Origin of the sequence: Azospirillum agricola (assembly GCF_017876095.1) — a bacterium.
Lineage (GTDB): Bacteria > Pseudomonadota > Alphaproteobacteria > Azospirillales > Azospirillaceae > Azospirillum > Azospirillum agricola.
In genome coordinates this window covers 21,490-41,570 of sequence record NZ_JAGINM010000026.1, presented here as the reverse complement: position 1 = coordinate 41,570, position 20,081 = coordinate 21,490, and the positions used below count along the sequence as shown (strand labels likewise).

General features: G+C 69.4%; 21 protein-coding genes. 14 read left to right on the top strand and 7 right to left on the bottom strand.

The genetic code is table 11. From position 1 onward, the window contains the following. The first annotated feature begins 82 nt into the window (after positions 1–82). The gene (locus tag J2847_RS28495; RefSeq protein WP_209782112.1) at positions 83–1,099 is read left to right on the top strand and encodes an aldo/keto reductase; all 1,017 of its coding nucleotides are present in this window, start codon (positions 83–85) and stop codon (positions 1,097–1,099) included. 87 nt (positions 1,100–1,186) lie between these two features. Here J2847_RS28495 and J2847_RS28490 read toward each other — a convergent pair whose 3' ends face one another. The 6 genes from J2847_RS28490 to J2847_RS28465 are packed head-to-tail and all read right to left on the bottom strand — an operon-like array spanning position 1,187 to position 6,476. Continuing rightward, positions 1,187–1,864, bottom strand: a complete 678-nt coding sequence (locus J2847_RS28490) for a flagellar hook assembly protein FlgD (protein WP_209782111.1) — start codon at positions 1,862–1,864, stop codon at positions 1,187–1,189. A gap of 15 nt (positions 1,865–1,879) precedes the next feature. Beyond that, positions 1,880–3,301, bottom strand: a complete 1,422-nt coding sequence (locus tag J2847_RS28485; RefSeq protein WP_209782110.1) for a flagellar hook-length control protein FliK — start codon at positions 3,299–3,301, stop codon at positions 1,880–1,882. 5 nt (positions 3,302–3,306) lie between these two features. Further along, complete coding sequence (locus J2847_RS28480) at positions 3,307–4,041, bottom strand: MotE family protein (RefSeq protein WP_085558315.1); 735 nt, start codon at positions 4,039–4,041, stop codon at positions 3,307–3,309. 3 nt (positions 4,042–4,044) lie between these two features. Continuing rightward, positions 4,045–4,737 (bottom strand): DUF6468 domain-containing protein, encoded by a 693-nt coding sequence (locus tag J2847_RS28475; protein ID WP_209782109.1) that lies wholly within the window; start codon positions 4,735–4,737, stop codon positions 4,045–4,047. Further along, positions 4,718–5,923: a flagellar motor switch protein FliM gene (gene fliM / locus J2847_RS28470; protein ID WP_209782108.1), complete on the bottom strand. Its 1,206-nt coding sequence runs from the start codon at positions 5,921–5,923 to the stop codon at positions 4,718–4,720. Before fliM ends, J2847_RS28475 begins: the two co-directional genes overlap by 20 nt. Before the next feature lie 43 nt (positions 5,924–5,966). Beyond that, the gene (locus tag J2847_RS28465; protein ID WP_209782107.1) at positions 5,967–6,476 is read right to left on the bottom strand and encodes a flagellar basal body-associated FliL family protein; all 510 of its coding nucleotides are present in this window, start codon (positions 6,474–6,476) and stop codon (positions 5,967–5,969) included. Between the two features lie 224 nt (positions 6,477–6,700). Between J2847_RS28465 and fliF the strand changes: the two genes are divergently transcribed. The 9 genes from fliF to J2847_RS28420 all read left to right on the top strand — a co-directional run bounded on the left by fliF (position 6,701) and on the right by J2847_RS28420 (position 15,331). Continuing rightward, the gene (fliF, locus tag J2847_RS28460) at positions 6,701–8,434 is read left to right on the top strand and encodes a flagellar basal-body MS-ring/collar protein FliF (protein ID WP_209782106.1); all 1,734 of its coding nucleotides are present in this window, start codon (positions 6,701–6,703) and stop codon (positions 8,432–8,434) included. Next, positions 8,434–9,102, top strand: a complete 669-nt coding sequence (locus J2847_RS28455; RefSeq protein WP_209782105.1) for a FliH/SctL family protein — start codon at positions 8,434–8,436, stop codon at positions 9,100–9,102. The genes fliF and J2847_RS28455 overlap by 1 nt, the downstream gene beginning before the upstream one ends. 181 nt (positions 9,103–9,283) lie before the next feature. Next, on the top strand, positions 9,284–9,598 hold the full coding sequence (gene fliN, locus J2847_RS28450; RefSeq protein WP_085558320.1) for a flagellar motor switch protein FliN: 315 nt from the start codon (positions 9,284–9,286) through the stop codon (positions 9,596–9,598). Positions 9,599–9,626: 28 nt separating this feature from the next. Beyond that, positions 9,627–10,448, top strand: a complete 822-nt coding sequence (gene fliP / locus J2847_RS28445) for a flagellar type III secretion system pore protein FliP (RefSeq protein WP_209782104.1) — start codon at positions 9,627–9,629, stop codon at positions 10,446–10,448. A 4-nt stretch (positions 10,449–10,452) separates the two neighbouring features. Next, positions 10,453–10,740, top strand: a complete 288-nt coding sequence (locus tag J2847_RS28440) for a hypothetical protein (RefSeq protein WP_209782103.1) — start codon at positions 10,453–10,455, stop codon at positions 10,738–10,740. A gap of 9 nt (positions 10,741–10,749) precedes the next feature. Further along, positions 10,750–11,778, top strand: coding sequence for a flagellar motor switch protein FliG (locus J2847_RS28435; RefSeq protein ID WP_209782102.1), 1,029 nt, complete (start codon positions 10,750–10,752; stop codon positions 11,776–11,778). Then, entirely contained in the window at positions 11,778–12,497 is a 720-nt protein-coding gene (locus J2847_RS28430; RefSeq protein ID WP_085558324.1) for a hypothetical protein, read from the top strand. Before J2847_RS28435 ends, J2847_RS28430 begins: the two co-directional genes overlap by 1 nt. A gap of 151 nt (positions 12,498–12,648) precedes the next feature. Then, on the top strand, positions 12,649–13,392 hold the full coding sequence (locus J2847_RS28425) for a response regulator (protein ID WP_209782101.1): 744 nt from the start codon (positions 12,649–12,651) through the stop codon (positions 13,390–13,392). Between the two features lie 4 nt (positions 13,393–13,396). After that, positions 13,397–15,331: an ATP-binding protein gene (locus tag J2847_RS28420; protein ID WP_209782100.1), complete on the top strand. Its 1,935-nt coding sequence runs from the start codon at positions 13,397–13,399 to the stop codon at positions 15,329–15,331. A 63-nt stretch (positions 15,332–15,394) separates the two neighbouring features. On the opposite strand, the gene J2847_RS28415 is transcribed toward J2847_RS28420, so the two are convergent. After that, positions 15,395–15,856 (bottom strand): hypothetical protein, encoded by a 462-nt coding sequence (locus J2847_RS28415; RefSeq protein WP_085558327.1) that lies wholly within the window; start codon positions 15,854–15,856, stop codon positions 15,395–15,397. A 388-nt stretch (positions 15,857–16,244) separates the two neighbouring features. On the opposite strand from J2847_RS28415, the gene J2847_RS28410 reads away from it, so the two are divergent. The 4 genes from J2847_RS28410 (at position 16,245) to J2847_RS28395 (ending at position 20,080) form a co-directional block, all read left to right on the top strand. After that, a complete protein-coding gene (locus J2847_RS28410; RefSeq protein WP_085558328.1) occupies positions 16,245–17,066 on the top strand; it encodes a winged helix-turn-helix domain-containing protein in 822 nt (273 codons plus the stop codon). A 260-nt stretch (positions 17,067–17,326) separates the two neighbouring features. Beyond that, positions 17,327–19,120: a flagellin N-terminal helical domain-containing protein gene (locus J2847_RS28405; RefSeq protein ID WP_209782099.1), complete on the top strand. Its 1,794-nt coding sequence runs from the start codon at positions 17,327–17,329 to the stop codon at positions 19,118–19,120. Between the two features lie 155 nt (positions 19,121–19,275). After that, positions 19,276–19,656: a flagellar biosynthesis regulator FlaF gene (gene flaF, locus J2847_RS28400; protein WP_085558330.1), complete on the top strand. Its 381-nt coding sequence runs from the start codon at positions 19,276–19,278 to the stop codon at positions 19,654–19,656. Beyond that, a complete protein-coding gene (locus J2847_RS28395) occupies positions 19,646–20,080 on the top strand; it encodes a flagellar biosynthesis repressor FlbT (protein ID WP_085558331.1) in 435 nt (144 codons plus the stop codon). Before flaF ends, J2847_RS28395 begins: the two co-directional genes overlap by 11 nt. Position 20,081 lies beyond the last annotated feature (1 nt).

Below are 20,081 nucleotides of genomic sequence, written 5' to 3'. Positions count from 1 at the left end.
GGCGGCGTATTCCGGAACAGGGATTGCGCGCCATCGCCGGTGCGCGCTTTCATGGCGGCGCGTGAACAGGGGAGGACCGACCATGGTTGAGTACCGATATCTTGGGCGCAGCGGCCTGAAGGTGGCGCCGCTGTCGCTGGGCACGATGATGTTCGGCGGCCAGACCGACGAGGCGACGTCACGCCGCATCATCGCCAAGGCCAAGGCGCAGGGGTTCAACTTTCTCGACACCGCCGACATCTACAACCAGGGCCGGTCGGAGGAGGTGGTGGGGCGCGCCATCACGGCCGACCGCCATGACTGGGTGCTGGCGACCAAGGTCGCCAACCCGATGGGCACGGGGCCGAACCAGTCCGGCCTCTCCCGCAAATGGATCGTCGAATCGGTGGAGAACAGCCTGCGCCGGCTGGGCACCGACTACATCGACATTCTCTATTTCCACCGCGCGCCCTTCGACCAACCGCTGGACGAGGCGGTGCGCGCCGTCGCCGATCTGGTGCGGGCCGGCAAGCTGCGCTATTTCGGCGTCTCCAACTTCCGCTCCTGGCGGATCGCCGAGGTGGCCAATCTGGCCGACCGCTACGGCATCGACCGGCCGGTGGCGAGCCAGCCGCTCTACAACATCGTCAACCGCACCGCCGAGGTCGAGCAATTGCCGGCCGCCGCCCATTACGGCATCGGCGTGGTGTCCTATTCGCCGCTGGCGCGCGGCGTGCTGACCGGCAAATACGCGCCCGACGCGGCCCCGGCCCCGGACACCCGCGCCGGCCGCGCCGACAAGCGCATCCTGGAGACCGAATGGCGGCCCGAATCGCTGGCCGTCGCCCAGGAGATCCGGCGCCATGCCGAGGAACGCGGGATTTCCGCGGCCGATTTCGCGCTTGCCTGGGTGCTGAACAACCGCCTGATCACCGCCGCCATCGCCGGCCCCCGCACGGAGGCGCAGTGGGACGCTTATGTGAAGGCGCTCGACCACCGCTTCACCGCCGAGGACGAGGCGCTGGTCGACCGTCTGGTGGTCACTGGCCACGCTTCCACGCACGGCTTCAACGATCCGGGCCATCCGGTCGAGGGACGGGTGCCGCGCTCCACGGCCTGACGGCGGCATCGGCCGGCAAGCCACCGCGGGGGTCGGACGGGGACGGCAGGCCGGGCGCGTGGTTCGGGCCCCGCCCGGCCTGCGGTGCTATGATGCCGACAGGATGGCGTCGGCGCCGACGGTGGCACCGCTCTTCAGGACGAACTGGGTGGCGCCGTCGACCGTGCGCACCTCGGCCACCGTGTCGGAGATCACGCTGGCGGTGTCGAGCGCCTTGCCCTCCTTGTCCTTCGCGGTGATCCGCACCGTGTAGAGGCCGTCCGGCGCGGTGGCGCCGCCGCTGGTCTTGCCGTCCCAGCTGAAGGTCTGACGGCCCGTCTGCAAGGCGCCGGAGGAGGTCTTGACGACGGCGCCTGCGCTGTTCAGCACCTCGATCTTCACGCTGGCCGGGGTGCCGCTGACGGTGTAGGCGGTCTCGGCCTTGCCGTTGGACAGCGGCAGCGTGCTGGTCGCCGCCTCCACCTTGCGGCCGAGGAAGGCCATGTCCATCCGCATGCCGCTGCTCTTCAGCGTGTCGAGCACCTTGGTCAGCGTGTCGTTGCTCTTCATCGACTGCTCGACCGTGGAGAGCTGGGCGAGCTGCGTCATGAACTGGGTGGCGTCCATCGGCGCCAGCGGGTCCTGGTTGCGGAGCTGCGCGGTCAGCAGCTTCAGGAAGGACTCGTAATCGACGGTCGCCTTCTTCGTATCGTCGGTCGCCGTCTTGGCGGCTGTGCCGGCGAGGGTCGAGGCGGCGCTGGTGGTGGCGGCGCTGGTGGTGGTCATGGGAGCGGTCCCTTATCAGATGGTGACGTCGACCAGCCCGTCGATCGGGCGCAGGGCGCGTTCGGGAGGCGTCTCGGCGGCGGCGTCGGTCAGCGACGAACCGCGCCAGGGGCCTTGCGACCCGCCGCCGTTTCCGCCGCCCTGGCCGAAGGCGGCGAAGCCGCGCGACTGACTGTCGCCTTGCAAGGAGAATTGCAGGTTGGCGTTGTCCAGCTTCAGCCCGGAATCGCCCAGCGCCTTTTCGAGCTGCTGGAGATCGCGGCGCAGCAGGGCCAGCGTGTCGGCGTTCTCGGCCTGGACCGAAAGCGTCACCTGCCCGTTGTTGACGTCGGCGACGACGCGGACCCGGCCCAGCTCGGCGGGGGCGAGGTCGATGTGGAACTCGCCGCCTCCGGCCTCGGCGACGCGGACCAGCGGGGTGGCCAACTGCGCCATCACGGGGGTGTGCGCCGCCACGCGGCCCGACGCGGCGGCGGCGTACTGGGTGGCCGCCTGCCCGTGCAGGGCCGGCAGCGCGTCGAAGCCGGAGGATGCCGCGTTGCCCGGGGACGGGGTTGAGGTGGGAAGCTCGGCTGTCGGGTTGCCGTTCGTCTGAGGCTGTGCGTTGCGCACGGCCTGTCCGGGCACCTGCTGCTGGGCCTGCTGCTGGAGGATGGCGGACGGATCGGGTTTGCCGGCATCCGGCGCCGCCCGCCCGGCGGTCCGTCCGGCGGATCGTCCGGTTCGGCGTGGATCCGCGTTGCCGTCCGTGGCGGGTTCCGGTGTTTCGGCGGTCTGCGGTGTCGCCGACAGGCCGGCTTGCGCCGTCGCGGCCGGGATCGCAGCCGGGATCGCAGCGGGTGCCGTGGTCGCCACCGCCTCCGGTTGCGCGGCCGCCGATGCGTCCGGCGCGACCGGAGGTGTGGCGGCCTGCGGCGGCGCCGGGTTTGCCGGAAGACCGGCGGGCGGCACGCCCTGCGGCGTTGCGGCGGCCGGCGCCTGTCCCGCGCCGGCCTTGTCGGAAGTCCCCTGGCCAAGGGCGTCGGCGAGAATGGCGGGCGGTGCGGCGGGTGCTTCCGGCGCCTCGCTCAACAGGGGCGCGGCTCCGCCGTCCGGAGTGACCGTGGCGGCGTCCGCAGTGCCGGGCACGACCGTCGGGTTTCCGGTTTCCGGCAGGACGGGGCGGAACGGCGCGGCCAGCCAGGGCACCATTACCGGTTCGGTGGTGTCGGTGACCGTCGCCCTCGCGATGCTGTCCGGCCGGGAATCCTTGGGACGGTCCTTGGAGCCGGTGCGGGAGGGGGAGTCGTCCGCGGCTTCGTCGCCGGCCGCCTCGTCGATGAGGTCGGCGAAATCCTTGTCCTGCCGCTCGTCGTTCGCCGATGAAGGCGACGTGGCCGCGGCGGGGGAGGCGGCGGGGCGCGGCGGGGCCTTGATGACCTCGGGCAAGCTGGTCATGGCGCTCAATTCGTCAAAGTGGGGCGTGCCGTGACGGCGGCCGTCGTGGTGGGGGCGGCCTTGCGGTCGCCGGGCAGGGCGCGCCGCTGGAGGATCAGCCGGGTGACCTCGCGCGCCTTGGCATCGGCCATCTCGGCCAGGATCGGCGCGGTGCGCCGCTCGGCGATGCGGTCGAGGACATCGACGACGATGTCGGTCTCCAGGTCGTTCAGGATGCGGGCGGCGTCGCGCGGCTTCATCGCCTCGTAGATGGCGACCATGCGGCGCAGATCCTCCTGCTGGAGGTTGGAACGCTGGGCCATCAGCGTCTCGACCTCGCGCTTCACCTCGGCGAGCCGCTGGATCTGCGTGCCGACGCGGGTCTCGGTGGCGGCCAGAACGGCTTCGGCCTCGCGCAGGCGGTGCTGGCGGGTGGCGGTGTCGGCCTTCTGCTCGCCGATCGCCTCGCGCAGCAGCGGATCGGTGCAGTTGGGCGGCGCCAGCGACACCGGAGGCGGCGGCGTGGTGTCGGCCAGCGCCAGCGCGGGTTGGGACGGCGGCGGTGCGGTGCCGGGAGGCGGGGCGGCGGGGTCGGGCGGAGCGGCGGTCTTCAGGTCGGTCGCCCAGGGGCGCTCATGGCCGCCGAATTCGCGGTCGAACTGCTGGGCGATCACCGGGAAACCGTCCATCAGCGCGCCGAGCTTCAGCGGCAGCACCATCAGCACGGCGACCAGCGTGATCGGGAGAATGCGCGGAATCATCGTTCAACCCTCCGAACCGACGGTGCGCAGGCGCGCGTAGAAGGCGCCGACCGCCATCTGGCGCTGCGGCTCGACCTGGGGCGCCGCTTCCGTGGGCGTCGGGGCGGCCGGGACCGCCTGAGCCGCCGCCGGAGCGGCCATGGACGTGGGGGGCGGCGCGGCGTCCGGCACCAGCTCCTGCGCGCCGGGACGCTGCGGCAGGTCGAGCGGACGGAACTCCCCGCCTTCGGGCGCGGCGGGAACGTTTCCCGGCTCGTCCAGGGAGGCCACGAGCCGGCGTTCCTCGACCGGCGTCACCGCCGGTGCGGCGGCGGGTGCCGTCGTTGGGCGCGGCCGCGCCGGCCGCATGGCGCCCTCGTCCAGGCGGCGCAGCAGGGCGCGGGCGTGCTGGACCGACTCCTCCATGCGCGTCGCGGTGCGCTCGCAGGACCCGAGGATGAGCGTCATGTCCTCCTTGACGTCCTTGGCGCGGTCCAGCTCGTCGGCCAGCCGGGTGGCGATCTCGGTGGCCGAGGCGACCAGGCGCTTCATCGAGGCGTCGGTGTCGTCGATCGACTTGGAGAAGGTCGTGACCAACGCGTTGATTTCCGACTGGCCGGTGCGCAGCATCTTCAGCCGCTTGTTGACGACCACCAGATAGACCGTCGCCGTCACCAGCAACACCGCCAGGGCCGCGTCAATGAGAAAGGAGACCATCGATCAGCTCCTGCTTGGTGTCGAGGTCGGTGTCGATCTTCACCGCGATGTTGTCGTTGCGCTGGCCCATGTGGCCGGCGAACAGCGGGATGGTCTTGCTGAACACCAGCACCGTGGAATCCGGGTTGATGCGCAGCTTCAGCGACTCGCCCTTCTGCCAGGCCAGAACCTCGCCGAGCGGAACCTTGGTCTCCGCCAGCACGGCCACCAGCTCCAGCTTGGAGCGCATCAGCTCGTTCTTCAGATGGTTCTCCCACACGGTGTCGTGGCCGAACTTCTCGCCCATGAACATCTGCACCAGCTTGCCGCGCACCGGCTCCAGCGTGGAGTAGGGGATGACGATGTCGATGTGGCCGGTGCGGCGCTCCACTTCCACGGCGATGCGCACGCGGATGACGGCGTTGGTGGCGCGCGTGATGGTGGCGAACTGCGGGTTCACCTCCAGCCGGTCGAAGACGAAATCGACCTGGGCCAGCGGGTCGAAGGACTGCCCCAGATCCTGGAGGATGACCTTCATCATGCGCTCGGTCATCTTGCGCTCGATGGAGGTGTAGGCGCGCCCGTCGATCCGCCCCGGCCGCGCCCGCCGCCCGCCGAGCAGCACGTCCATCATGCAGTAGATCAGGGCGCTGTCGATGGACACCAGCATCTGGTTGTCCCACTGCTCGGCCCGCGCCACGCCGATCAGGGCCGGCAGCTCGATGGTGTCCTGGAAATCGGTGTAGCGCAGCCATTCGATACGCATCAGCGACGCCTCGACGTTGGTCGAGGCGAACTGGCGCAGCGAGGTGTTCAGCAGCCGCACCATGCGGTCGAACACCACGTCGAGCATCGGCAGCCGGTCCTTGTTGACCGTGGTCGAGCTGACCAGCCGTTCGATGGCGCTGAGCGCCGCGTCGTCGTGCGACGGCGCGCCGAAATTCAGCAGCCGGTCGATCTCCTCCTGGTTGAGGGTTTTGGCCTCGCCGGAAAAGCCGGCCAGCGCCGCCTTGGCGGCGTCGGTGTGGGCGATCTCCGGGCTGCTCTCGGCGGGCGCGGCCGACAGACCCCAGGCGGCGTCGAGGTCGGCGTCGGCCCAGTCGTCCTGGCCGCTGGCGTCCTGGCCGCCTTGCGGCGGAGCGCTCATCGACGGCTGGTTCGACCCGGGGGTCTCGCCGGGCTGCGGGGTGGCGGGGGGGTTCGTCATCCGGGCCTCTGGGGTTCTCGCCTCTGGGGGTCGATCGCGGACGCTATTGCGTGAGCAGGCTGCGCAGCAGGACGTCCGCGACGGCGTCCCGGTTGCTGTTCGGTTCGGAGGCGATCAGGTTGAAGCGGCGCCTGATCTCGGTGCGCAGCCGGTGGAGCCCGGCCGACCCCTCCAGATCGTCCTGGTCGAGGTTGCGCAGGAACTCCTGAAGGGCGTCGTTCAATTGCGGCATGGCCTTTTCGACCCGCGCCCGTTCGCCCGGCGCCACGGCGAGGCTGAGGCCGATCTTCAGGTAGCGCGACGGGGTGTCCTTGCGCAGGTTGGCGATCACCTCCGGCATGTCGATCACGCTCTGGTCTGTGGGATGGCTTTCGACGGCCGGCGGCGCCCACAGCCGCCGCACCCCTTCGGTGCCGGCGGACATCCAGTAGCCGCCGAGCCCGGCCGCGACGACGGCGCAGAAGGCCGCCGCCCAGGCCAACAGACGGGCGAGCGGCAGGACGAGCACAAGGACGCGGCGCGGCCCGCCGATGCCGTTCAGCATTTCGACCATGCGTTCCGCTCCACTGCTGCAAACCGTGTATTCATCCGGTCATGCCCGTTTGAGATTGCCGAAAATTTTAGTCGTCCCATCAGCTTCTACAGTTTTAGAGACTTTGCTCTTGCCGCTTCCCCGGTTTTTTACTCCGCTTAAAAGTCGCGCCGTTAGCGTGTGTCCGGTGCGCAGGGCAAAGACTAGGCCCCCCGATTTTCGGAAACTTTAAAGGTGCGGCGAACGTGGACAGTCTGCTCGACACTTTGCGGTCGCTGGGGCGTGGCCGCCTGCTGGTGCTGGCCGGAACCGGCATCGGCATGGTTCTGGCGGTCGCCGGCATGGCGATGCTGCTGTCGCGGCCGCACATGACGGCGCTCTACAGCGGGCTGGAGCCGGCCGAGGCCGGGCGCATCGTCAAGGCGATCGAGGCGATGGGCATCCCGGTCAACCCGACCTTCGACGGCACCACCATCGAGGTGCCGCAGGCCGAGGCGTCGCGCCTGCGCATGGTGCTGGCCGAGCAGGGGCTGCCGTCGCGCGGCGGCGTCGGCTACGAGCTGTTCGACACCGACAAGCCGCTCGGCATCACCAGCTTCATGCAGCGGATGAACCGCCTGCGCGCCATGGAGGGCGAGCTGGGCCGCACCATCGAGACGCTGTCCGGCGTCGAGGCGGCGCGTGTCCACATCGTGCTGCCGGAGCGCGAGGAGTTCTCGCGCAGCGCGCCCAAGCCGACCGCTTCGGTGGTGGTGCGCATGCGCGGCCGCGCCGGGCTGGAGCGCAAGCAGGCGCTGTCGATCCGCCATCTGGTGTCGTCCGCCGTCCCGAACCTGAAGCCGAGCGCCGTCACGGTGATGGATTCCTCCGGCGAGCTGCTGCTGAGCGAGGACGACGGGCCGGGGCTGGCCTCGGCGCGCACCGACGGGTTGCGCGTCGCCGCCGAGACGCGGGTCGCCCGCGCCATCGAACAGATGCTGGTGGCGCGGCTCGGCGCCGGCAACGTCCGCGTCCAGGTCGCCGCCGACGTCGAGACCAAGCGCGAGGTGGTGCGCAGCCAGACCTTCGACCCCAACAGCCAGGTCGTCCGCTCCACCCAGACGGTGCAGGAACAGGAGCGCAGCAGCGACAGCAACGGCGAGCCGCCGGTGACCGCCGAGCAGAACCTGCCGCAGCGCGACGTGCGGGCCCAATCGCAGGGCCAGCAATCCTCCAACGACAACAAGCGCCAGGAGGAGACCGTCAACTACGAGATCTCCAACGTCGCCCGCGAGACGGTGGTCGAGCCGGGCGACGTGCGCCGCCTCAGCGTCGCCGTGCTGGTCAACGGCACCTGGAAGACTGCGCCCGACGGCGCGAAGCAGTACGAGCCGCGCTCCCCCGAGGAGTTGCAGCGCCTGACCGAGCTGGTGCGTTCGGCCATGGGCTTCGACCAGCAGCGCGGCGACCGGGTGACGGTGGACAATCTGGAATTCGTCGAACTCGCCCCCGACCTTGGGCCGCGCGCCCTGTCGGACGAGATCACCGAGACGCTGAGCCGCAACATCATGACGCTGATCCAGTGGATCATCCTGCTGGTGCTGTCGGCCCTGCTGATCCTCGTCGGCCTGCGCCCGCTGATCCGCCGTGTCTTCCCGGCCCCCGAGCCGGCCCCGGTCGAAGCCGCGGCCCCGGCGCTCGCCGGGCCGGCGGGCGGCGCCATGCCTCAGCTCACCGGTCCGGCCGCGGCGGCGGGCGCCGCCGGTGCGGCCGGTGCCGGCGGTGCCAATGGCATCGAGGGCGAGGGCGGCGCCCCCGGCCTGGAGGCGGCGGCGACGCCGCTGGGCATCGAGGAGGCCATGGACCAGCTCATCGAGCTGCGCACGGTCGAGGGGCGGGTCCGCGCCTCCTCGATCCGTCGGCTTGGCGAGATGGTCGACCAGTATCCGGACGAGGCCATCGATATCCTGCGCTCCTGGCTCTATGAGGAGGCGGCGTGATGAGCGCCTACCCGCGCTATCGCTTCGACCACAGCTTCGGCACCCGTGTCGCGGCGGTGAACCCGCCGCCGGTCGTCCAGGAGCCGCCGCCGGATCCGCTGGACGTTCCCCGCCATTCCGAACGCGCGCTCCAGGCCGCTCTTGCCGAGGCGCGCAACGCGGGGCGGGCCGAGGGGCTGTTGCAGGGCCGGCAGGAGGGCGAGGCGTCGGCGGCCCGGCGGATCGAGGCGGAGACCACCGCGCTGCTCGACGCGCTGGCAGGACGTCTCGACGGTCTGGCCGGCGCGCATGATCTGCTGCTGGAGCGGCTGGAGGCGCAGGGCGCCGTGGTGCTGGTGGCGCTGGTTCGCCGCCTGACTCCGCATCTGCTCGACAGCGTGGCCCGCGCCGAGGTCGAGCGGCTGGCCGGCGATGCCCTGCGCGCCGCCGGCGGCGCCCCGGTTCTGCGGCTGTCCGTCCATCCGGATCTGGGCGCGGCGCTGGAGGAGCGGCTGGCCCGCCAGACCGTCTTCAAGGGCCGGCTGGAAATCGTCCCCGACCCGGCCCTGGCGCGCGGCGCGCTGGACGCGTCGTGGGAGGCCGGTGGCCTGCGCCGCGACCCGGAGGCGCTGGAAGCCGCCCTGTCCGATCTGGTCGACCGGACCCTGTCCGTGCTGACGCCGCCATGAACGCTCTTTCCCGCCCCGGGAGAGGGAGAGGGTTCACCGGAGGCGGGGAGGGTGAGGTGTTATCGGTTGTGCGGCTGATCCCCCCGCCGGCCCCTCATCCTTTCCGCTGACGCGGACCCCTTCCCTTTCCCGGAGCGGGAGAGGATGTGCACGCCATCCCGACACCAAGCGAGAACGCACCATGCCCCCCCTGAATCTCGACATCCTGGACGACGACAACAAAAGCCCCGAGAAGGGTTACGACGGCCCGATGAACGCGATCTACAACGTCCCGGTGGACGTCCAGGTCGTGCTCGGCCGCACCAGCATGCTGGTGGCTCAACTGCTGAAGCTCGGGCGCGGCGCCGTGCTGGAACTGGAGCGCAAGGTCGACGAGCCGGTGGAGGTGCTGGTCAACCACCGCCTCGTCGCCCGCGGCGAGGTGGTTATCGTCGAGGACCAGCGCCTGGGCGTCACCCTGACCGAGATCGTGCGCACGGATCTGGACCTGGATTGAGCGGGGCGCGATGGACGGAGACCGGCCGATGACCCGCCGCGCCGCACCAGCCCCGCTGCTTCTGCCGCTCCTGCTGCTGGCCGCCCTTGCGTGGCCCGTGGCGGCGGTCGCGGCGCCCTTCGACCTCAACCTCGACACGCTGGGGTCCTTGGGGGAGGCCGGCAGCCTGTCGGGGCGCATCGTCCAGGGCATCGTCCTGCTGACCGTGCTGAGCGTCGCGCCGGGGCTGCTGATCATGGTGACCTGCTTCACCCGGATCATCGTCGTGCTGTCGTTGCTGCGCTCGGCGCTGGGGTTGCAGCAGTCGCCGCCCAACATGGTGCTGGTCAGCCTCGCCATGTTCCTGACCTTCCACATCATGGGGCCGACCATCGACAGCGCCTGGCAGGAGGGCCTGCGCCCGCTGCTGAACGAGCAGGTGACGCCGGAGCAGGGGCTGGAGCGGATGATCGAGCCTTTCCGCGGCTTCATGACCGCCCATGTGCGCGAGCGCGACATCGCCGCCTTCGCCTCCTTCTCCGCCCGCCCGGCCAAGCCGGACGACAAGGCCGGGGCGCAGGGCGCCGAGACCCCGGCGGCCAGGCCGGTGACCGCCGAGTCCGTGGACCTGCGCCTGCTGATGCCGGCCTTCCTGCTGTCGGAGCTGCGCCGCGCCTTCGAGATCGGTTTCCTGCTGTTCCTGCCCTTCCTGGTGATCGACATGGTGGTGGCGGCGATCCTGATGGCGATGGGCATGATGATGCTGCCGCCGGTGATGATCGCGCTGCCCTTCAAGATCATCTTCTTCGTGCTGACCGACGGCTGGTTCCTGATCGCCGGCAGCCTGATCCGCTCCTACGGCGCGGGGTGAGGCGATGGATTCCGCGCCCCTCTCCCCCGATGTTCCGCCGTCCCTCGACCGGCCGTCGAGCCTCGCCGACAGCCTGCTGGCGCTCGCCCGCCGGCGCGGCGTCGTGGTGGCCGACGACGGTTCCGTCGCCGGGCTGCTGGCGGCCATCGAGCCTCGCCCGCTGATCCCGCATCCGCTGCTGCTGGTGGCCGGCGCGGTGATGGCGGCGGCCTTCCGCCACGACCGCGCGCTCGGGACACCGCCGGGCGACGCACCCGACCATCATTCCCCTTCCGCCGACTGTTCCTTCTGAGGTGCCGCCATGGGAACGCCGATCAAGATCCGCGAGAACTACAAGAGCCTGAACGGCGCCGAGAAGAGTGCCATCATCTTCCTGGCGCTGGGCGAGGAGCGCGGGTCGCGCCTGATGGAGCGGCTGGACGAGGACGAGATCCGCATCGTCAGCCGGGCGATGGCGACGCTCGGCAACGTCACCTCCAGCCTGGTGGAGTCGCTGCTGCGCGTCTTCACCGAACGCTTCGCCAACACCGGCTCGGTCGTCGGCTCCTACGACAGCACCGAGCGCATGCTGAACCGCTTCCTGCCGTCCGACCGCGTCACCGAGATCATGGGCGAGATCCGTGGTCCCGCCGGCCGGACGATGTGGGAGAAGATGTCGAACGTCAACGAGGGAGTTCTGGCCGCCTACCTGTCCGGGGAATACCCGCAGACGGCCGCCGTCATCCTGTCGAAGATGCGCGCCGACCACGCCGCCAAGGTGATCGTCCTGCTGCCGCCGGCGGTGCGCGCCGAGGTGATCGAGCGCATGATCCAGATCGAATCGGTGCAGCGCGAGGTGCTGCTGGACATCGAATCGATCCTGCACAGCGAGTTCATGGCGAATTACGCCCGCACCCACGGCAACGATTCGCTGGAACGCATGGCCGACATCTTCAACCGCATCGACCGCGAGACTCTGACCGAGATCTTCTCGGAACTGGAGCCGGCGCTGCCGGAGCCGACCCAGCGCATCAAACAGCTCATGTTCACCTTCGAGGATCTGATGCGGCTCGACCGTGTGTCGTTGCAGACGGTGATCCGCCGCTGCGACACCGGCCAGCTCGCCATCGCGCTGAAAGGCGCCCAGGCGATGCAGCGCGACCATTTCCTGTCGGTGCTGTCGGAGCGCGCCCGCCTGATCCTTCAGGACGAGATCGAGAACATGGGGCCGCTGCGCATGCGCGACGTCAACGACGCCCAGGCCGAGATCGTCGCCATGGCGAAGACGCTGGCCGACGACGGCACCATCGTCATCCCGCAATCGGACGACGCCGACGCGGTCGTCTACTGATGGCCGGCCGCGACCTCGTTCCACTGACCCCTCCGCTTCCGGCGACGCTGGCCGAGCGTTTCCGGGCGGCGTCCGGCGCCGGTCGGGCGGGAGGGGCCGGGGGGCGTGATGAGGACGCGGCCGCGGTGACTCTGCGGGTGCTGGAGCTGCTGGAGACGCTCGACCCGGAGCGGGCGGCCCTGGCGCGCGGCTGCCTGCCGCGCTGCGATTCCACCTTCGGGGCCGGGCTGGCGCTGTTCCTGGCGGTGACGGCGGCGGGGTGCCGGGACTGGATCGGCGGGGATGCGGCGGCGGACCTGGAGGCGCTCGACGGCGGGCTGCTGCTCGACGAGTGCGACCGCGCGCTGACGCCGCGCTTCCAGCCGGTGGAAGGGCGCGTCTGGCGGGTGTCGCGGGTGCCGCTGCTCGGAAGCCCGGCCGGGCTGCTGTGCGCCACCAGCGTCGATGACGGTCTGGCCGATTCCTTCACCGTGGTGCTCCAGGCGCGGCCGGCGCGGCTGGGGGCGGTCCAGCTGATGGCGACCGTCGCCGGCCGCAAGCTCGACGTCACCCTGCGCGCGGCGACCGGCCTGCCGGCAGCGTTGCTGGCCGAACTGCACGAGAGCTTCCGCGCGACGCTGGCCGATTGCGGACTGGACGGCGCGCTGACCGTCGGACCGCTGGCCGGCGCCTGGCTGGGGCTGGACGACGACGCGCTCTCGTCCGACCTTGCGTTGTAGGCCGGTCGGCTTCGTCCCGCAGAACGACACTTATTTAAAATGGCGTTAAAATTTGAGGAAGTGAACAAAACATCCCATTGCGCCGGTGTGGTTATAGGCCGTAGTTGCTTGGACACAATCCGTCGTGACCGTAGGGCGAAGGGGGGCCGTCATGCCACCAAGCACCGAACATGGCCAGCCGGTCATCCTGCTGGCCGACGATGATTCCTTCATGCGGTCGATCGTTGCCAATCTGGTCCGCACCTCGCTGCGTTACGAGGTCGTCATCGCCGCGTCGGGGCGCGACGCCATCGACCGGCTGGGCGCGTGGTCGCCGCCGGTGTCGCTGGCGCTGCTCGACTTCGTGATGCCGGACGGCAACGGGCTCGAGGTGGCGCGGGCGATCCGCAGCGGGCTTGGCCGGGTGCCGCGTGATCTGCCGATCGCCATGCTGACCGGGCGCACCGATTTCGAACTGGTGCGCGCGGCGATGGAGCTGGACGTCAACGCCTATGTCGTGAAGCCGGTGACCAGGGAAACCCTGTTCCAGCGGCTGGAGCGGGCCTGGACCCTGCCATTCGATCTCAAGCCCGCCGAGGTCTACCGGAAGGTCGAAATCCCCAGCCCCTTCGGGCCGGAGCGCGTCCGCAAGCCGGCGGCCCCCGTGCCGCTGCCGACGCCGCCCGGCCCCCACCCGTGCGAACCGGCGGCGCGCAGCGCGCGGGTCGAGACGCGGGTGGCCGACCTCACCCCCGGCGTGATCCTGGCCGCTGCCGTCCGCGGCAACAACGACGGCTCGATCATCCTGCCGGCGCACATCCGGCTCGACCGCGCGCTGATCGCCCGCCTGTCCGACCTTGCCGAGATTGGCATGATCCCCCCCGCCGTCTTCGTGATCGCCCGGCAGGAGGGGTAGGGCGGTGGATCCGTTCCTGATGCCGGCGCCGGGGCCGGCGGTGGGCGTCGATCTCGGCGATCTGCTGGGCGCGGCGCCCATCGGCGTGCTGATCCTCGACGCCGACTACACGATCCTCTACCACAACCAGCGCGTCGTCGACATTCTCGGCGTCTCGGGCGACGCGCTGTCGGCGGCGGTGGCCGCCATCCTCAACGGCCCGATCCTGGCGCATGGGCTGGACATGCGCGACATGGCCGTGGACACCGTTCGGCCGGACGGCGAAACCCGCACCCTCCAGCTTTCCTTCGGCTTCATCGCCCACGGCATGGATGACGCGACGATCGTCTGGGTCTATGACGTGACCGAAATGCAGCGGGCGCGAGTCGAGGCGGAGCGGTCGGCCCGCTACCGCTCGTCCTTCCTCGCCACCATGAGCCACGAGATCCGCACGCCGATGAATGGCGTCGCCACCATCGCCGATCTGCTGGCCGACACCGGCCTGGACGGCGAGCAGCGGGAGATGGTGCGGACGATCCGTGGCTCGGCCGACGCGCTGCTGACCATCCTCGACGACGTGCTCGATTTCTCGAAGATCGAGGCCGGGGCGATGGAGACGGAGGACCGTCCCTACGCTCCCGCCTCGGTGCTCGACGGCATGGCGGCGATCCTGCGCCCGAAGGCGGCGGAGAAGGGGCTGCGTCTGGATCTGGAGGTCGCCGCGGCCGTTCCGGGCTGGGTCGGTGGCGACGGCAACCGGGTGCGTCAGATCCTCATCAACCTCGTCGGCAACGCCATCAAGTTCACAAGGCGCGGCGGAGTGACGGTGCGGCTGTCGGTGCCGGCGCCGGGCCGCCTGCGCGGCGAGGTCGAGGACAGCGGCATCGGCCTGTCCGGCGAGCAGCGGCTCGGCCTGTTCCGCCCCTTCATCCAGGCCGACGCCAGCGTCGCCCGCCGCTTCGGCGGCAGTGGGCTCGGGCTGTCGATCTGCCGCGGGCTGGTCGAATTGATGGGCGGCACCATCGATGTGGTCAGCACACCCGATGTCGGCTCGCTCTTCTGGTTCGAGATCGACGCTCCGGCCCGCGAGGCGCCGCCGCGCGCCGCCGGTCCGGCGCGCGAGGGGACGCGGCGGGACTGGCGGATGCCCGACCGCGCCGAGGCCGAGGCCGCCCGCGCCGTGGTCCTCTGTGTCGAGGACAACCCGACCAACCGCTTCGTGCTCGACCGCGTCATGCGCCGGCTCGGCATCCAGCACGACAGCGCCGTCAACGGGGCCGAGGCGCTCGCCATGCTGCGGGCCGACCGGCACGGGCTGGTGCTGACCGACCTGCACATGCCGGTGCTCGACGGCTACGGGCTGGCCCGCGCCATCCGCGCCTGCGAGGAGGCGGACGGGGTGGCGGAACCCCTGCCGATCCTGGCGCTGTCCGCCGACGCCGTGCGCGGCACCGCCGAGGAGTGCGCGGCCGTCGGCATGGCCGGGCACCTGACCAAGCCGATCCGCATCGACGCGTTGGACGAGGCCATCGCCCGGTATCTGCCGGCGGCCCACCGGCTGCGCCGGGCGGGCGGGTCCGGGGCAGCCGGGACCGCCGTTGTTGCCGCTCCGGAACCGGACGCGGCGATGCTGTCGCTCGACCTGACGCTGCTGACCGATTTGGTCGGCGACGATCCCGATTCCATTCGGGCGGCGCTGGAAAGCTTCCGCGATTCCGCCGCCGAGCTGATGGCCGGAATCGAGAACGCCGACGATCCGCAAGAGGCGATGATCGCCGCCCATTCGTTGAAGTCGGCCAGCCGCTGCGTCGGTGCCCTGGAGCTGTCGCAGGCCGCCGAGTCCCTGGAGACGGCGCTGCGCGAGGGGAGCGCGGATGCGCCGGCGCTGGCGCTCCGCGTCGGCGAGCGTTTCGCCGACAGCCTCCGCGTCATCCGCGCCACCATCGAACAGCATGTCTGACGGGCCACGGGCGCGACGCGGCCCGACGGCGATCCTGGCGACGATTCCGGTGGGGCGGTCCGCTCAGATCGGCGTGGCGGCCGGGCGTTGAAGCGCCGGAGCCACCGGAGTCGGCATGCCCGGCGGCGGTGGAGGCGGCGGCAGGGCCTGCAACGCCGCCCGCGCGCTCTCGCGCAGCGCCGTCAGGTCGGGTTCCGGGAAGCGTTGCAGCAGGGTGGCGTAGGACGCCCGCGCCACTCCCGGACAGCCGATGATCGCGAACATCTCGCCCTGACGCAGCAGAGCCGCCGCCTCGTCGGTTCTGCGGTGGCCGGTGATCGAGGATGCGATGGCGTACCAGCGGCCGTAGGCCGCCCACATCCCCTGCACCGCATCACTCTCACACTGCGCGACAGCCAGAGCTTTTTCAAAGGCTTGCCGATAGTCGCTGTCGGGTGACTGCGGCAGTTGGACGCAGCCCGGCAGCAGCATGGCCAAAGCAGCGGCCAGACGGCTCGGAATGGTGACTCTGTCCGTTCCGCGCATGGAACCCCTCCCGAAGGTGATACGCCCCAAGAAAAGACGATTACGGTTAAACCGGCGTTCACGTTTGTGGCGGGCGGTTACGGAAATACCAACGGCATTAACCATTGATCGTTCGTAAAGAAGCGATTTGGAACGGCGTTAACTTGACATTCATACGAATTTCGACAGTAAAACGGGAGATAGATAAAAATTTAGTCAGCATTGAAGGGTTTATAGATCCTTAAAAGGACGTAAAATCGCCCAATGACATATATCATTCCAGGTACCCCAACCTGTTGACAGATGGCCGTTCGATGGGTTCTTTTGTGCCTGTGATAAGGGTGAGACACGGTTAAAATTAAATAAAAGGCAATGCTTCGCCCTTGCTTGCCACGCCATGGAGAATCCAATGCAAACGCTGCTGATAGAGCCGGGGGACCTGATCGCTGAAGCCATCGGGAAGCAACTCGATCTTAGTAAAATTAACCATGACCGGATCGACCTGGATGGGCTTCAGGATCTGCTGAACGGCCATGGGCGGATCGAGATCAACCATGATGCGATCATCATCGGGGATGTCGGCGACACGGCGGCCTGCGTGGCGATGCTGCGTGCCCATCAGGTGACGGCGGCGATCATCTGCCTGATCGAGCGCCGCTGTGCCACCACCACCGCCGCCATCCTGCGGGCCGGCGCCGACGACGTCCTGGTCAAGCCGGTGATCAGCACCGAGATCCGGGCGCGCCTGGAGGCGATCCGCCGCCGCTCCTACGGGCTGACCAGCAACGCCGTGTCGGTCGGCCGCCTGACCGTCTTCCTCGACGGTCGCGATCCCGAGGTGGACGGCGAACGTCTGCGCCTCAGCCAGCGCGAGCACGCGATCCTGTCGGTGCTGGCCCTGAACCACCGCCGGGTGGTCTCCAAGGAGCACATCTACGAGGAGGTCTACGGCCTGTCCGGTTCGGACCCGCTCGACAAGGTGATCGACGTCTACATCTGCAAGCTGCGCAAGAAGATCGACATGGCGACCGGCGGCGGCCGCTACATCGAGACCGTCTACGGCCGCGGCTACAAGTTCGAGGCGCCGCCCGACCACGTCGCTCCCGACATGGCGTCGCTTCTGCTGGAGCGGCTGTCTCAGACGGCGGCGCGCAACGCCGGCCGGCTGCCGATCATCCCGCCGGTCGCCCCGGCCAACCAGCGCGCCGCGGCGCGGGTCGCCAGCCGCTGACCGTCAACCGCCGGCCATCAACCGGCGTGAAGATCAGGTCCGGAAAAGAACGCCTTTCTCAAAATTTTTCGAAAACGACTATCTTTCTTCAAGAAAACACCGCCCCGAGCGAACGGCATCACTTTTTTACCTCGGCTTAAACCGGGTTGGTCATCCTTAGCTTCGCCACTCGCGCTCCCGCGACTTGATCGGGAAGGCCCGCGCGACATCGGCCCCGGCGTCAGAAAGGCGCCATGACATCTCGCGAAGTGGAGATACCCATGGCCTCGATTATGACCAACGCCTCGGCGATGACCGCGCTGCAGACGCTGCGCAAGGTGACGAGCGATCTGGAAGGCACCCAGGACCGCATCTCGACCGGCCTGAAGGTGAACGTCGCCAAGGACAACGCCGCCTACTGGTCGATCTCCTCGACCATGAAGTCCGACGTCGCCGGCTTCAAGGCCGTCTCCGACGCGCTCGGCCTCGGCACCTCGACCGCCGTCAACGCCTCCAACGGCGCCGACAGCGTGAAGAACATGCTGACCGCCATGAAGCAGCGCATCGTCGCCGCCCAGTCGGACGGCACCGATCCGAAGTTCCTGCAGGCCGAAGTCGACCAGTACATTCAGCAGATCGAGGGCGTCGTCGCCTCGGCCTCGTTCAACGGCGACAACTGGCTGAACGTCAACTATTCGCCGGACGGCTCGGCCAAGGATCTCAACGTCGACGTTCTGGCGACGCTGAGCCGCAGCGAGAACGGCGTGACGCCGAGCTACATCAGCTTCACCCGCCAGGACATGCGGTCTGATTCGATCCTCGGCAAGGCGACGATCGAGCAGAAGATCGACTCCACCGTGGCCGCCAAGGCCTCGCAGGTGTTCGACATCGGCACCTCGAGCGGCGTCTACATCGACGGCCAGAATCTCGGCCTCGACAAGCTGACCTTCAAGTTCACCAGCGAAGCGCTGACCGTGAACTACCAGCAGAAGGAAGTCGTCGGCGCCGGCACCTCGGTCAACGGCGACATCGTCGCCCTGACGCTGAAGCCGATCACCACCGACATCACGGTCGACCTCAGCGCCATCAAGTACACCACCGACCAGGCGACCACCGAGGCGCTGATCACCACGGCGATCAACGACGCGATCGCCAAGCAGACCTACGCCTCGATGCTGCCGTCGATCATCGACCAGACCAAGACCCTGGCCGCCGCGAGCCAGCGTCAGGCCCTGGTGGATTCGGCCTACGACGTCGCCTACACCAAGCACCTCGCCCAGACCGGCAAGGCGACCGACTTCGAAGGCGCCAAGGCCTACGGCGACGCGGTCAAGCTGGCCATCGGCGCCGCCTACGACCGTGGCGACACCGCCTACAACGCCAAGCTGACGGACGGCACCACCGACCTGTTCACCGCCGCCCTCGACCTCAGCGGCGCGGCCGCCGGCCTCACGCTCGGCCTCGGCAGTGCGGCGTCGACCGCGGCGGTGACCGCGGCGACCTCGGCTCCGGGCCTGCTCGGCGGCACGGCGCCGACCGACTACGCGACCGCGAACGCCCTGCTGAAGGACCGCACGGTCAAGTCGGCCTTCGCCACCATCGACGGCAAGCGTCAGCTCCAGTTCACCGTCGGCGCCGGATACAAGTCCGCCACCACCTCGGCCGACATGACCGCCCCCACCAACATCGTGGCCGACACCAACTACAACTCGAAGATCGAGGGGTTGTGGGTGCAGACGAAGGAAAGCGACGCCTTCGGCGGTCTGGCCGAACTGAAGCAGCTCGACGTGCAGAACAACGCGACCCGTTCGCTGGAAGCCATCGACAGCATGCTGACCAAGGTGATCGTGAAGGCCGCGGCCGTCGGCTCGATCGAAAACCGCATCGGCATCCAGACCGACTTCCTGTCCAAGCTGACCGACGCGGTCAACAAGGGCATCGGCCTGCTGATCGACGCCGACATGAACGAGGAATCGAGCCGCCTGCAGGCCCTCCAGGTCCAGCAGCAGCTCGCGACCCAGGCGCTGTCGATCGCCAACCAGGGTCCGCAGAACATCCTGTCGCTGTTCCGCTAAGCCTTGGGCGGGCCGGGGCCTTCCCTTCGGGGCGGGCGCCGGCCCACTCTCCCTTTTGGGGCCGGAGGCCGGCGGGCGGCCGGCGGTGCCCGCCGCCGCGCCGGCTTTCGACGCAGACCAACCCACCGACGGTGAAACCCTCAAAAGGTGCGACCATGAGCATCGCCGCCTACCAGCAGACCATCCTCGAATGCGAGGATCCGCGCCGGATCGAATACCGCCTGTTCCTGCGCATCACCCTGGCCCTGGAGCGCCACCGCGACGCCAACTGGCAGTCGGAGGGGCTGAAGGACGCCCTGTGGCGGAACATGGAGCTGTGGGGCTGGCTGCGCGCCGACCTGCTGGACGACGAGAACGGCCTGCCCGAGAAACTCCGCGCCGGCCTGGTGTCGTTGTCCTACACGGTCGACCGGCGGACCCGCGAAATCCTGCGGGGCGGTGGCGGAGTCGACCTGCTGATCGACATCAACCGGGCGGTCATGCAGGGGCTGCAGGGAACGCCGCAGCCCGCCCTGGAGGTCGCCGATGTCGCTTAAGCTCCGGCTGAAGCCGCTGGAACGGGTGGTCATCAACGGCTGCGTCGTGCAGAACGACAACCGCCGCTACACGCTCACCATCAGCAACTTCGCCCAGATCATCCGCGGCAGCGACATCATGCAGGACGAGGAGGCGACCACTCCGGCGCGCCGCTGCTACTTCGTCATCCAGAGCATGCTGCTCGATCCCGCCGCCGCCGGCACCCACACCCCGGTCATCACCGGGATGATGGCCGATCTCTACGCCGCCTTCGTCCGTCCGGACGTCCAGAACCACATCATGCAGGCGATGGGCTACGTCGCGGAGCGCGACTACTACAAGGCCCTGAGCAGCCTGCGCCCGGTCCTCGACTATGAGAACACCGTTCTGGGGCGCCCGAAGGCGCGGCCGCCGGGCCAGAGCGAACAACACGTCGCGGGGTAGA